This is a genomic window from Agrobacterium sp. OT33, from assembly GCF_017313365.1.
GTDB lineage: Bacteria > Pseudomonadota > Alphaproteobacteria > Rhizobiales > Rhizobiaceae > Agrobacterium > Agrobacterium rhizogenes_A.
Window position 1 is genome coordinate 77,463 of the sequence record NZ_JAFLMZ010000001.1, and the last position, 12,697, is coordinate 90,159.

The 12,697-nt window shown below is 59.9% G+C and carries 11 protein-coding genes and 2 tRNA genes; 8 read left to right on the top strand and 5 right to left on the bottom strand.

Annotated elements, in window-relative coordinates; all coding sequences use genetic code 11:
- Positions 1-23: 23 nt before the first annotated feature.
- Both cysD and cysN read left to right on the top strand, forming a co-directional pair.
- A complete protein-coding gene (gene cysD, locus JZX88_RS00430) occupies positions 24-977 on the top strand; it encodes a sulfate adenylyltransferase subunit CysD (protein ID WP_206912219.1) in 954 nt (317 codons plus the stop codon).
- The gene (gene cysN / locus JZX88_RS00435) at positions 977-2,458 is read left to right on the top strand and encodes a sulfate adenylyltransferase subunit CysN (protein WP_065115081.1); all 1,482 of its coding nucleotides are present in this window, start codon (positions 977-979) and stop codon (positions 2,456-2,458) included. The genes cysD and cysN overlap by 1 nt, the downstream gene beginning before the upstream one ends.
- Positions 2,459-2,728: 270 nt before the next feature.
- On the opposite strand, the gene JZX88_RS00440 is transcribed toward cysN, so the two are convergent.
- Both JZX88_RS00440 and JZX88_RS00445 read right to left on the bottom strand, forming a co-directional pair.
- Positions 2,729-3,121, bottom strand: a complete 393-nt coding sequence (locus JZX88_RS00440) for a hypothetical protein (protein WP_181423925.1) — start codon at positions 3,119-3,121, stop codon at positions 2,729-2,731.
- Positions 3,122-3,233: 112 nt separating this feature from the next.
- Positions 3,234-3,310 (bottom strand) — tRNA-Pro (locus JZX88_RS00445).
- A gap of 264 nt (positions 3,311-3,574) precedes the next feature.
- Here JZX88_RS00445 and JZX88_RS00450 point away from each other — a divergent pair.
- Together JZX88_RS00450 and mqo are read left to right on the top strand one after the other, a co-directional pair.
- Positions 3,575-3,997, top strand: coding sequence for a hypothetical protein (locus JZX88_RS00450; protein WP_065115080.1), 423 nt, complete (start codon positions 3,575-3,577; stop codon positions 3,995-3,997).
- 388 nt (positions 3,998-4,385) lie between these two features.
- Positions 4,386-6,119 (top strand): malate dehydrogenase (quinone), encoded by a 1,734-nt coding sequence (gene mqo / locus JZX88_RS00455; RefSeq protein WP_206912221.1) that lies wholly within the window; start codon positions 4,386-4,388, stop codon positions 6,117-6,119.
- A gap of 353 nt (positions 6,120-6,472) precedes the next feature.
- Here mqo and JZX88_RS00460 read toward each other — a convergent pair whose 3' ends face one another.
- Together JZX88_RS00460 and JZX88_RS00465 are read right to left on the bottom strand one after the other, a co-directional pair.
- Entirely contained in the window at positions 6,473-6,850 is a 378-nt protein-coding gene (locus tag JZX88_RS00460) for a hypothetical protein (RefSeq protein ID WP_077767658.1), read from the bottom strand.
- Between the two features lie 342 nt (positions 6,851-7,192).
- Positions 7,193-7,267 (bottom strand) — tRNA-Gln (locus JZX88_RS00465).
- A 203-nt stretch (positions 7,268-7,470) separates the two neighbouring features.
- On the opposite strand from JZX88_RS00465, the gene JZX88_RS00470 reads away from it, so the two are divergent.
- Complete coding sequence (locus JZX88_RS00470) at positions 7,471-8,379, top strand: MBL fold metallo-hydrolase (RefSeq protein WP_065116150.1); 909 nt, start codon at positions 7,471-7,473, stop codon at positions 8,377-8,379.
- Between the two features lie 258 nt (positions 8,380-8,637).
- On the opposite strand, the gene JZX88_RS00475 is transcribed toward JZX88_RS00470, so the two are convergent.
- Entirely contained in the window at positions 8,638-9,558 is a 921-nt protein-coding gene (locus JZX88_RS00475; RefSeq protein WP_110757362.1) for a DUF1499 domain-containing protein, read from the bottom strand.
- A 410-nt stretch (positions 9,559-9,968) separates the two neighbouring features.
- On the opposite strand from JZX88_RS00475, the gene JZX88_RS00480 reads away from it, so the two are divergent.
- The 3 genes from JZX88_RS00480 (at position 9,969) to JZX88_RS00490 (ending at position 12,671) form a co-directional block, all read left to right on the top strand.
- Complete coding sequence (locus JZX88_RS00480; RefSeq protein WP_174030854.1) at positions 9,969-11,333, top strand: dicarboxylate/amino acid:cation symporter; 1,365 nt, start codon at positions 9,969-9,971, stop codon at positions 11,331-11,333.
- Between the two features lie 151 nt (positions 11,334-11,484).
- Positions 11,485-11,883: a hypothetical protein gene (locus JZX88_RS00485; protein WP_206912223.1), complete on the top strand. Its 399-nt coding sequence runs from the start codon at positions 11,485-11,487 to the stop codon at positions 11,881-11,883.
- 191 nt (positions 11,884-12,074) lie between these two features.
- Entirely contained in the window at positions 12,075-12,671 is a 597-nt protein-coding gene (locus JZX88_RS00490; protein ID WP_142855754.1) for a demethoxyubiquinone hydroxylase family protein, read from the top strand.
- The last annotated feature ends 26 nt before the right edge of the window (positions 12,672-12,697 follow it).

The following is a 12,697-nucleotide window of genomic DNA, read 5'->3' on the forward strand; positions in this document are numbered from 1 at the left end:
CAGTACATCTCCCGGAGTTCACAATGTCCAACGCAGTCCACGAGACGGACAGCAAGAATACTGTCGCATCCAAGCCGCCGCTCGACCCCCATCTGAAGGCGCTTGAAAACGAAGCTATTCATATTTTCCGCGAAGTCGCCGCCGAATTCGACAAGCCTGTGATGCTCTATTCCATCGGCAAGGATTCGTCCGTGCTGCTGCATCTCGCGCGCAAGGCGTTTTTCCCGGGTCGCATCCCCTTCCCGCTGCTGCACGTCAATACCGGCTGGAAGTTCAAGGAAATGATCGAATTCCGCGACAATATCGTCAAGGAATATGATCTCGACCTGATCTCCCACACCAATCCGCGCGGTGCGGCGGAGAACGTCACGCCTTTCTCGCATGGATCGGCGCTCTACACCGACATCATGAAGACCGAAGCGCTGCGTCAGGCACTGGATGCCGGCCAGTTTGATGCCGCCTTCGGCGGCGCACGGCGCGACGAAGAGGCGAGCCGCGCCAAGGAACGCATCTACTCCTTCCGCACGCCCGATCATAAATGGGACCCGCGCAACCAGCGCCCGGAACTGTGGAACATCTATAACGGCATGGTTCGCAAGGGTGAAAGCGTGCGCGCCTTCCCGCTCTCCAACTGGACCGAAGTGGATATCTGGCGTTACATCGAGGCGGAAAACATTCCGCTGGTGCCGCTCTATTACGCGGCCGAGCGCCCCTATGTCGAACGCGACGGCATGATGATCCTTGCCGAGGACGAGCGGCTGGAGCTGTTGCCCGGCGAAGAGATCAAGCATGGCTCGATCCGCTTCCGCACGCTCGGTTGCTTCCCGCTGACCGGCGCCATCCGTTCCGAGGCGGCGACGCTTCAGGACGTGATCGCCGAACTCGAAATCGCCACCGTTTCCGAACGGCAGGGCCGCGCGATTGACCGCGATCAGTCCGGCTCGATGGAGAAAAAGAAGCGTGAGGGGTATTTCTGATGAGTGCTGCCGCCATCAATCCCCCCTCTTCCGCCACCATTCTGCCCTTTGCCGAACATTCGAAGGCAACGCGCGATACGCGTCCGCTGCGCCTCATCACCTGCGGCAGCGTCGATGACGGCAAATCGACCCTGATCGGCCGTCTTCTCTGGGACACCAAGGCTGTGAAGGAAGACCAGGCCGCCACCCTGCACCGCGACAGCGGCAAGCAGAACGATCTCGGCCTGCCCGATTTCGCGCTGCTGCTGGATGGTTTGCAGGCCGAGCGCGAACAGGGCATCACCATCGATGTCGCCTATCGCTATTTCGCCACCGACCGGCGCGCCTTCATCGTCGCCGACACCCCCGGTCATGAGCAATATACCCGCAACATGGCGACCGGCGCTTCCACCGCCGATCTCGCCGTGCTTCTGGTGGATGCGCGCACCGGCATTCTCGAACAGACCCGCCGTCACGCCACCATCGCGGCGCTGATGGGCATCCGGCAATTCGTGCTGGCGGTGAACAAGATCGACCTGACCAACTATGACAAGGCCGGTTTCGAACTGATCGCCCATGAGTTCCGCGATTTCGCGTCCAATCTCGGCATCAAGCAGATCACCGCCATTCCGATGTCGGCGCTGAAGGGCGAAAACGTCGTTCTTTCCGGCAAGTCCTCCATGCCCTGGTATGAAGGCCCGACGCTGGTGGAAACGCTGGAGCTTGCCACCGTGCGCTCCGCGCAGTCCGGCGGCTTCCGCCTGCCGGTGCAGCGTGTCTCGCGCCCCGGTGAGAGCTTTCGCGGTTATCAGGGCACGGTTGCCGGCGGTTCGGTAAAGCCGGGCGACAGCGTCGTCGTCCTGCCTTCCGGCATGGTCGCGAACGTCAAGCAGATCGTCACCTTCGATCTGGTGCGCAACGCCGCCGTGGCGGGCGATGCGGTCACGCTCGTCCTCGACCGTCAGGTGGATGTGTCACGCGGCGACATGATCGTCTCCATCGAGGCGCAGCCGCAGACCGGCCTTGCCTTCGACGCCCAGATCGTGGCCTTGCAGCCGGGCGGCATCGAGGCAGGCAAGCGCTACTGGCTGAAAAGCGGCAGCCGCCGCCAGCGTGTCAGCGTGCAGCCTGTCAGCCAGCTGAACCTGAAGGAAGGCGAATGGCAGGCGCATGAAACCTCGCTGCCGATGAATGCCATCGGCAAGGTGCGGCTTTCCTTCGATGAGACGGCGATCTTCGATCCCTATGAACAGAACCGGGCGACCGGCTCCTTCATCCTGATCGATCCCGACACCAACAACACGGTTGCGGGCGGCATGATCGCCGGCAAGCGCAGCACGGGTGCGACGGAAGAGAAGGGCGACAGGGTCATCCTCTCGCTGCCCGCCGGCCTTGCTGAAAAGCTGCTGGCGAGCGAACTGCTGGCCAAACACCGCGACGAGATCGACATCCGCCGCACGGATGCGGCGACAGCCTCGCGACTGATCGGCGACCTCGACTGACAGACGCGTATGCAGGCAACAAAAAAGCGACCGTCAAGCGGTCGCCTTTTTTGTTCGAGAGCCCCGAACCAGCTTAAAATACAAACATATAAAGCAGAATGATCACGAAGATCGGAACGCCCATAGCCCACAATGCGATACCCTTCAGCATGCTATCCTCCATCGTTGTTATGGTTGGATAACGGCTGAGGCGGCTTTCCGATCCATGACGCCCCTGATTTTTACGGGTTGTTTCTCGGCATCGGAAGAAGCCGTTTGTTCATTTGACGTTCATGCGCAAAAGGCGAATTTGCACGTGGTCGCTCCGCCAAGCGGCCCAACAGAGGCTCGTTGTTTGTAAAAACAGCGGGCCTCTTTTTTGATCGCGATAAGTTGATCATCACGATGCCCTTGAAATTCAGGGCCAATGGCGGTGACGGGTAACTTCTTAGGTTGTGGATCAGGATTGGCGATTCTAAGACGACGCGTGTCGCGCGTCCCCTGAAACAAGGCCGCGACATTGAGGCCTGGCGCTTGGCGGAGCGACGGGCCTCTTTCGTTCAGGCAGGCGGTTATGGCAACAAAAGCCCCAAAGGTGGCACCACCGCATCCCAAATCAGGCACCGATTGAAGAGCGGGAATTTGAAGGCACTTATTCGCACCCGCGCCCGGATTTTCAGACAAGAGCGGCGAATACGCTCCAAACCGGTCCGGTTTCGGTACAAGACTTTTATTTGGGGATTTTCAGGAAATATCGGGATCAGTTGCAAGCCGCTGTATCTATTGGGCTTCAAGCTGGTCGGAGTGAGAGGATTCGAACCTCCGACCCCCACGTCCCGAACGTGGTGCGCTACCAGACTGCGCTACACTCCGTGACCAGCGGCGCTTCTATAGACCAGCCTCCGGCATTCGACAAGCGGCTTATTGCATTTTTTATGACAAGTTTTTCGCCTCGGGTGAAACAGCACCGCCAGTCGCCCGCAACACGGGGCGCAAGGCTGCAAAACGTTACAAAAAAGCAATTGTGGCAGGAAATTTTCATCGGGCCGCATACCTCCCCTGCCCGCCGCCGCCAAATCTGCTAGGGGAACGGAATGACCGGCGGGATGCCGGACACGGCACAAAGGACATTTCACCATGCTATTTCGCAGCGTAACGCTCGCAGCGTTTGCCATTGCGCTCTCGGCCTGCACCACCTCCACGGGCGGCTCCACTCCCTCCTTCACCCAGAAGAGCCCCGTTGAAACGCGGTGGGTCGGCCAGTCGGCAGGCATTTTCTTCGCAAAATTCGGCCCGCCGCTGAGCGACACGGAATCCGGCAGCTCGACCATCTATAACTGGCGCGGCGGCTACAAGAAGGCCACCGTTCCGGCCAGGTTCGAAGAAGGCAAGGACGGCAAGAAGGGCCGGCAGATTTCGCCCGCCCGCACCGCCTCGCTCTCCTGCACGGTGCAACTGACCGTTTCCAGCAACTATACGATCACCTCGGTGCGCACGGTGTCCGACCGCCCCGGCGTCAACGGTCCCAGCTACTGCGCGGAATTCCTCGCCGCAAACTGAGCCTTTGGCCCGAAACCGAACAGGCAGGGCCCGCCCAAACAGGCGGGCCTTTTCACTTTTTCGGGATTATCGTCATTTTTCTGAAAAAAATTTTGCGTAAGGCAGGCACCCTGCGGTCCACGACGCCCAGCAAACGGCATCAGAGGGCCTTTCCGCGATATCCGGCCGGGAGAGGCCTTTCAACCGTTTGAAAGCCTCAGCTAATCTTCACAGTCATAAAAATGACGATTGGCAAAACCGCGAAATTCGCCGTTGCGACCATATGTCCCGGCAAAACCCATGCAAAAGCGCTTGAACTGGAGTGAATTGCTCCGGGTTGTGCCGCTTTGCGCTTTGCTATAACGGGGCGGTTGGGAGGAGTGTTTTTAACACAAAACAAGAATCAGGTATGGCCGTGACTCCCATCGATCAAGACAAATCCCAGCTCACTGATCTTTCCCAGGACACTTCCCTTTCCCACGCGTTTCCCATGAACCGCCGTCAGGTTCTGGGTGGCGCGCTTGCCGGGATTGCCGCAGCAGCGCTGCCCTCCTCTCCGCTTCTCGCCAGCACGACCGCCAAGAAGGTCGATGTGCTTTTGATCGGCGGCGGCATCATGAGCGCGACGCTCGGTGTGTGGCTTCGCGAACTCGAGCCCACCTGGTCGATGCAGATGCTGGAGCGGCTGGATGGCGTGGCGCTTGAAAGCTCGAATGGCTGGAACAATGCCGGCACCGGCCACTCGGCGCTTGCCGAGCTCAACTACACGCCGGAAGACGACAACGGCAACATCAAGATCACCCAGGCCGTCAACATCAACGAATCCTTCCAGATTTCCCGGCAGTTCTGGGCCTGGCAGGTGCGCAACGGCGTTTTGAAGAACCCGCGCTCCTTCATCAACCACACGCCGCATATGAGCTTCGTCTGGGGTGACGAGAACGTCGCCTATCTGGAAAAGCGCTATCAGGCGCTGAAGGCCAGCCCGCTTTTCGCCGGCATGGAATATTCCACCGATCCCGAGCAGATCAAGAAGTGGGTGCCGTTGATGATGGAAGGCCGCGATCCTTCCCAGAAGATCGGCGCAACATGGTCGCCGCTCGGCACCGACATGGAATTCGGCGAAATCACCCGGCAATTCGTATCGCATCTGCAGGGCGACCAGAATTTCGACCTGCAGGTCAATAGCGAGGTTTCCGACATCCAGCGCAATGCCGATGGCAGCTGGCGCGTGACCTATACCAACACCAAGACCGATGCCGAACAGGTGGTGGATGCGAAATTCGTGTTCATCGGCGCCGGCGGCGGCGCGCTGCATCTGCTGCAGATGTCCGGCATCCCGGAAGCCGATGATTATGCCGGCTTCCCCGTGGGCGGCTCGTTCCTCATCAACGAGAACCCCGATGTGACGATGCAGCATCTGGCCAAGGCCTATGGCAAGGCCTCGGTCGGCTCGCCGCCCATGTCGGTTCCGCATCTCGATACCCGCGTGCTGGGCGGCAAGCGCGTCATCCTGTTCGGACCTTTCGCCACCTTCTCCACCAAGTTCCTGAAGGAAGGCTCCTATTTCGATCTCGTCTCCTCCGTCACCACCAGCAATGCCTGGCCGATGGTGCGTGTGGGCATCGATGAATATCCGCTGGTGGAATATCTCGCCGGCCAGCTGATGATGTCGGATGACGACCGTTTTGCCGCGCTGCAGGAATATTTCCCGAATGCCAAGCAGGGCGAATGGCGCCTGTGGCAGGCCGGCCAGCGTGTGCAGATCATCAAGCGCGACGAGGAAAAGGGCGGCGTGCTGCGGCTCGGCACCGAAGTCGTCTCCGCACGGGACGGCAGCATCGCCGGCCTGCTCGGCGCTTCGCCGGGTGCATCGACCGCAGCCCCGATCATGCTGAGCGTCCTGGAAAAGGTGTTCAAGGACAAGGTGGCGACGCCGGAATGGCAGGCCAAGATCCGCCAGATCGTGCCGAGCTACGGCACCAAGCTCAATGACGATCCGGAAAAGGTGCAGCAGGAATGGGCTTACACCGCCGAGCACCTGCAACTGCCCACCCCGCCGCAGATCGACCTTGAGGCACTGAAGGGCGCCGGTGCGGCGCCTGCGGGTGCGCCGGTGAAGAAGGTGCCGGATATCGCGCTTTAAGGCATCGTCGCGAGATTTAAGATTGGACGCCGCGTGCCTCTGGATACGCGGCGTTTTTTGTTGATGCACGCCGTTCCCGCACTCATCCTCGGGCTTGACCCGAGAATGACGGAGGACAGGTTTTCGCGCTTAACGGTATCCTGGGTTATAGCGTGGCTTGGTAAGCCGACCATCATCGGATGACGTCAGGTCACCTTCAGATACCGTTGGAGCGTTACGAGGTGATGCCTGTGGCTTCTGCTGTCTTTCGCTGAGACCCTGAACCTCTCCTGAAGTTTCCTTGCATGGTCTCCAGCACGGGAGTGAAGATGGGCGGCGCGGAAGACAAGCTTTGCGCCGCCTGCCCGGCTCTGTCAGGACTTCATGTTCAGCAACTCAGGAAAATCATAGTAACGCAGCCGCTTGTCACGGCAGCGGTAGTCATTCTTTGAGGCGTCCACGCTCAAATTCTGGTACACGGCTACGCCAATATACGACCAATCGGGGTTGGAACGTTCCGCTGTACGCGTGCAGTAAGCGTAAATCTGCCTTTTAGGATCGAGCAGCACTACGCTCGAAATCTGGGCTTTTGTGAAATAACCAGGTTTGATAGTTCCGCGCATGGCGGCCACATAGTCACGTTTAATCGGTCTGGACGGTGGACGCTGCGAATCCAAAACGGATTGTGGTGCCGGAGTCTGGCAGCCAGCCAATGCAATCGCTGCTGCACAGAGAAGTAAAGTCGTCTTCATTCAATTAAATCCCCAAAAGGCAAGGCACAAGACGCACACTATATCCTACGAATATTGCGATAATATTCGCGACGCACAGGTATCCACAGCCGATAATATCAAGGTCACTGCTCGATAGTCCGGGCAATAACCATTTATCAATGAGCTCGCGGCGTGCGCTTCCAGCTTCCTCACTTCCGATAATGACGCCGCTAACTGCTTGGCAGAACATAGGCGACTATCACTCACGCAACATAGGTGGTCGAAAGAGTTCAAATCTTGCGGCAAACGGGTACATAGTGAGGTACTCACTGAGGTACGCATCTACGTCTAAGTCTTTTATTTAACTGCGGTAAGAAAATTTGGCTGGGGCGCCAGGATTCGAACCTGGGAATGCCGGTACCAAAAACCGGTGCCTTACCGCTTGGCGACGCCCCAACAGGGCAGCGAAGGCGAAACGCCGCTGCCTGAACCGCGCCTGATTAGCAAAGCCGGACCGGCGCGGCAATGACCCGGCGGCCGTTTTTTTCACAAAATCCAAGCTTTTTGGGTGCCGCGCCGCAGACAGCGTGATAGGGCTTGGCGATTGGGCGGCGGGCGGCGCCGGCACTGGCGGCATGGCATTCATTCAGGAGGTCTTGATGGCGGACCCGGCATTCGATCTCGATTTTCAGCCGGCTTATGGCGAGGCGGTTCCTGTCGCCCCGCTGATCCAGCGCCTCACCGTCAACAATCCGTCCGCCTTCACTTTCCATGGCACCAACTCCTATATCGTCGGCGACCGTTCCGTCGCCGTCATCGATCCCGGCCCGGAGGATGAGGCGCATTTTCAGGCGCTGATGGCGGCGCTGAAGGGCCGTGAAGTCACCCATATCTTCGTCAGCCATACCCACCGCGATCACTCACCGCTTGCCCGGCGGCTGAAGGAGGCGACCGGGGCGCTAACGGTGGCGGAAGGACCGCACCGCGCCGCCCGGCCGCTGCATGCGGGTGAGACCAATCCCTTTGCCGAAAGCTCCGACATGGCTTTTGTCCCCGATATCGCACTTGGCGATGGGCAGAGCCTTTCCGGTGACGGCTGGGCGCTGACCGCCCTGCATACACCGGGACACACCGCCAACCATGCCGCCTTTGCGCTCGATGGCAGCGGCATCGTCTTTTCCGCCGATCACGTCATGGCCTGGGCCACCACCATCGTCGCGCCGCCGGATGGGGCGATGAGCGATTACATGGCCTCGCTGGAACGGCTGCTCACCCGCGACGACCGGCTGTTCCTGCCCGGCCATGGCGGCCCGGTCACCGATCCCGCCGCCTTCATGCGCGGGCTTCGCGCCCACCGCCGCATGCGGGAAAAGGCGGTTCTGAAGCGTATCCGCGAAGGCGACCGGCTTATCGCCGACATGGTGAAGGTGATCTATGCCAGCACCGACAAGCGCCTGCATGGCGCGGCCGCACTTTCGGTACTCGCGCATATCGAGGATCTGATCGAAAAGGGTGAGGTGCGGACGGATGGCGCGCCTTCGCTCTCGGGTGAGTATTTTCCGGCGTGACGGGATTTTAACCAGCGAGTTCGCAACATGCTTTCGTGCCCGCCGCCCCTTTTCGCTGGAGCATGAGCGGGTGCCATCTGTTTCTTCTCCCCGGCGGGGAGAAGTCCGCGGCAGCGGGATGAGGGGGCGAGCTTCACGATTTACGGAGAGGGTTCCCCCCTCATCCGACCCTTCGGGCCACCTTCTCCCCCTCGGGGAGAAGAAACAGGCGGTGAGGTCGCGATCCATCCGGCCGACGTGTAACTTTGCCTTCTGGCTTCAATTGTCGTTCAGCCCCTGCATTTCCGCATCCAGCGCGTCGAGATAGGCTTCCGCGATCGCAGCACCCATGCCGAGATCGTGCGGGCCGTAGCGGGAGGCGACTCGGACATCGACGATGGTGGTTTCCGCCTCTTCTTTCAGGCGGATGAGAATATCGAAACGCAGGCCCCAGATGCGCGTGCGGGTCTCACCCTGCATCAGCACCACGCCGCTGCCGTTAAAGAAGGTGGGCTGCGGCGCGTCACTCGGCCGCGCCGTGGGCACCGGCACGATGGAGGGCAGGTCTTCCACCGGCCCCTCTTCGGCAGGTGTCGTCTTGTCCTGCTCGGGAATGCCGATTGCGGGCGCTTCCTCGGCACCAATGACGCCCTTGGTATGGGCGATGCGGATATTCTGCGCAACCGCCATTTTTTTGGCGGCGGTGTAGATGCGGTCGATCGCCCCCTCATAACGGCGGCCGGCGAGGCTGGCATAGGCAATCGCCTGCGCGTCCCGGTCCTCTTTCGCAACGGTGGCGGGCCTTGCCAGCCATTGCTGGTTGGCCGTGGGTGTCACCAGCCATTCCGGCACGTCGGTCAGATCGGTGGAAATGTCGTAAATCTTCGGCTGCTGCCAATAAAGAAAGGCGCCGTATCCGGCCACGCCAAGCGGCAGGGCCGACAGAAGCAGGGCGGCCAGCGCCGAAAGCCCGCCGCGCGCGCCCCTGGTCCACAGCCGCTCAAGGCCGACCAGCGCCAGAAGCACGGCCGCGAGAGCGATTCCGGCGGCAATGATGAGCAGCCCGACAAGGTCGGGCGTCGTCAACGGTCCGAACCGATGTATGCCCGCGGCAATGAGAAACAGCGCAAGCGCCGCAAGACCGAGATAACGGGAAAGATAGGCTGCAACCGAAAAAGGCCGGACGAAACGCACAGTCATGGAAGCGGATATCCGTTGAATCCTATTGGCTTGAAAGCGTTGCACCCGAATTTTGGCGGGGAATCACCTGCATATGATGTCATAGACCGGATTTACGGCGAGGAAAACAAAGGACGGGTTCGATCGCGGGTAAAAGCTGATCACGACGCCCAGGCACCGCCCCATCGCCAAATGCATGGGCTTTCCGGGTCGCCGGCATCTATCATCCCGGCAAGGAGCCGGGGCGGCGAAGAACTAGAATATTTTTTCTGATTTCCTCCATTCCAGAGAACAATACCTCGAGAATGCAACAAATACGCACGTTCATCCCTTAATTGCTGAGGAAATCGGCGTATCCTCGGCGACCTCCCTCGAGAATGCGTGTAAAAAGTGCAACATTCTCGTTTTCTTGCACAATAAAGAGACATGTCATGTCACAGGCAACGACGTCCGCCGGCCCCTCCGGGCCTAAACCCTTTTATCGCAATTTCGGCTTTCAGGTTCTGATCGCCATGGTCATCGGCCTGCTGCTCGGGCTCGTTGCGCGCAACATCGGCCCTGATGCCGCCGGCAGCCCGAACGGGCTTTCGGTGACGCTGCAAACCATCGGCAGCATTTTCGTGCAGCTTTTGCGCGCGCTGGTTCCGCCGCTGATCTTCACGGCCATCGTCGCCTCCATCGCCAATCTCAAGAACCTTTCCAATGCGGCAAAGCTTGTCTGGCAGACGCTTCTGTGGTTCGCCATCACGGCACTCATCGCCGTGGTTATCGGCATCGTGCTCGGCCTCGTCATTCAGCCCGGCGTCAACACGGCGATTGCCAATACGGCGGCGGCCGCCCCCTCCTCCACCGGCTCGTGGCTGGACTTCCTCAAGGGCCTGGTTCCCGCCAACGTCTTCGGCCTCGAAGCGTCTACCAAAATCAACAACGGCTCCGGCAGCACCTCGCTGAATTTCAACGTGCTGCAACTGCTCGTCGTCTCGATTGCCTTTGGTGTCGCGGCGCTGAAAGCCGGCAAGGCGGCGGAGCCGTTCCTCGCCTTCAACCAGTCGCTGCTCGCCATCGTGCGGAAAATCCTGTGGTGGGTCATCCGCCTCACCCCCATCGGCACCATCGGCCTGCTTGGCCGCGCGGTTGACCAATATGGCTGGACGACGCTTTCGCAGCTCGGCTGGTATGCGGCGGCCGTCTATATCGGTCTGGCGCTGGTGCTCTTCGTGGTCTATCCGGCGCTGCTGATCGCCCATGGCCTGAAGCCGTCGCGCTTCTTTGCGGGCGCATGGCCGGCCATCCAGCTCGCTTTCGTGTCGCGTTCCTCCATCGGCACGCTGCCCGTCACCGAAACCGTGACGGAAAAGAGCCTTGGCGTGCCGCGCGAATATGCCGCCTTCTCCGTGCCGCTCGGCGCCACCACCAAGATGGACGGCTGCGCCGCCATCTATCCGGCGATTTCGGCGATCTTCATCGCGCAGTTCTTCCAGGTGCCGCTCGGCATTCAGGAATATGTGCTGATCGTCTTCGTCTCGGTGCTCGGTTCGGCCGCAACGGCTGGCCTCACGGGTGCCGTGGTGATGCTGACGCTGACGCTTTCCACGCTCGGCCTGCCGCTGGAAGGTGTGGGCCTGCTGCTTGCCATCGACCCGATCCTCGACATGGGCCGCACGGCGGTCAACGTCGCCGGCCAGGCGCTGGTGCCCACCATCGTCGCCAAGCGCGAGGGCATTCTCGATGAGGCCGTCTACAATAACGCCAAGGATATCGACGCACTCGACGACAGGGAAGCAGCGCCGGCCTGACAGCGATAATCATGGGGCGTTTCCGGTGAAAAAGGAAACGCCCCATGCGGATCATTCCCGTTGTTCCCTGATAGTTTGGGGTTGACGGCGATAATTTCATCGATAGCGATAGCGGCACGGACAATAACGCAATTTAGAGCGGAAACTGTGCATGGCGAAACGTAACTGGATCTATGTCGGCCTGCTTGCTTTCATCTCGTTTGGGCTTCTGATCGACGCGGCCGTCTGGCCTGCCGGGCCTCCAGCATCCTTTACCGCAAACGATCTGGTGCAGATGATCGGCATCATCACGCTGTTTGCCTGGTGGCAGATAGAGGATGCCGAAAAGCGGGACCTCCGGCGCAGCTCCGCCGCCAAGATCACCACCGTTCTGCTCGCACCCATCGGGCTTGCGATTTACCTCTATCAAACCCGCCGGTGGCCCCGCGCCACGCTCGGCCTCTTCGCCTTTATCGGCGGCATCGTCCTCATCGCCATCCTCACGCTTCTGCTCGGCGACTGGCTCATTCAACAGGGTTTGTTCCCGCCGTCTTTTCTTCGCAATCCTTGAGCGAAATCAGGACGTTTGGTTCGGAACGACGGAGGCTGCGGGATCTGCATCTCCGCTTTGGCGGATACAACTTTCCGCGCCAAATGGGGTTCTCCCGGCATCGAAACAGGCTTATCAATCGTGGTCACAACCGCCTCTCTTAGTGCTGGTAGAATCTGCTGCATTCAGCTGGAATGGAACGCGCCTTGGTAATGTTTCGAACGTCTGGCAGTCCCGGCAAAGACGACCCGGCGCGTACCGTTCGGCGCATTCTCAAGGTCAATCACGCCGGCGAGTTTGGCGCCATTCGTATCTACGGCGCACAGATATGGATGGCTCACCGGCTGTTTCCAGACATCGTACCCGCTCTTCAGGAAATGCGGGAAGACGAGATCGATCATTGCCGCCGGTTTCGGGACGCCATGCCATCCAGAAGCGCAAAGCCTTGTCGTGTAATGGCGTTTTGGAGCCTTGGAGGTCTTCTGCTCGGTTTTCTGACCGCGCTCGGCGGACGCAACATGGTCTGGATTTGCACCGAAGCCGTTGAAAGCACCGTTCACCGCCATCTGGAAGATCAATTGGCCTTCCTGCAAACAAGAGATCCCGAGCTGCATAGGCTTATCGCTTCAATTCAGGAACAGGAATTGGCTCATCTGCACGAGGCAGAGAAAAACCAGACGACGCGCGGTTTGGGCCATATGCTTCTGCTGCCGATTATCGGCTTTCTCACCGATCTGATGATCTGGCTCTCGACATGGGGAGACTCAAGCTGGATGCGCGCTGAAATGGCGCGTTCCAGACAGTCCTGATGCCGAGGCTCAAGCAAGTGGATGCC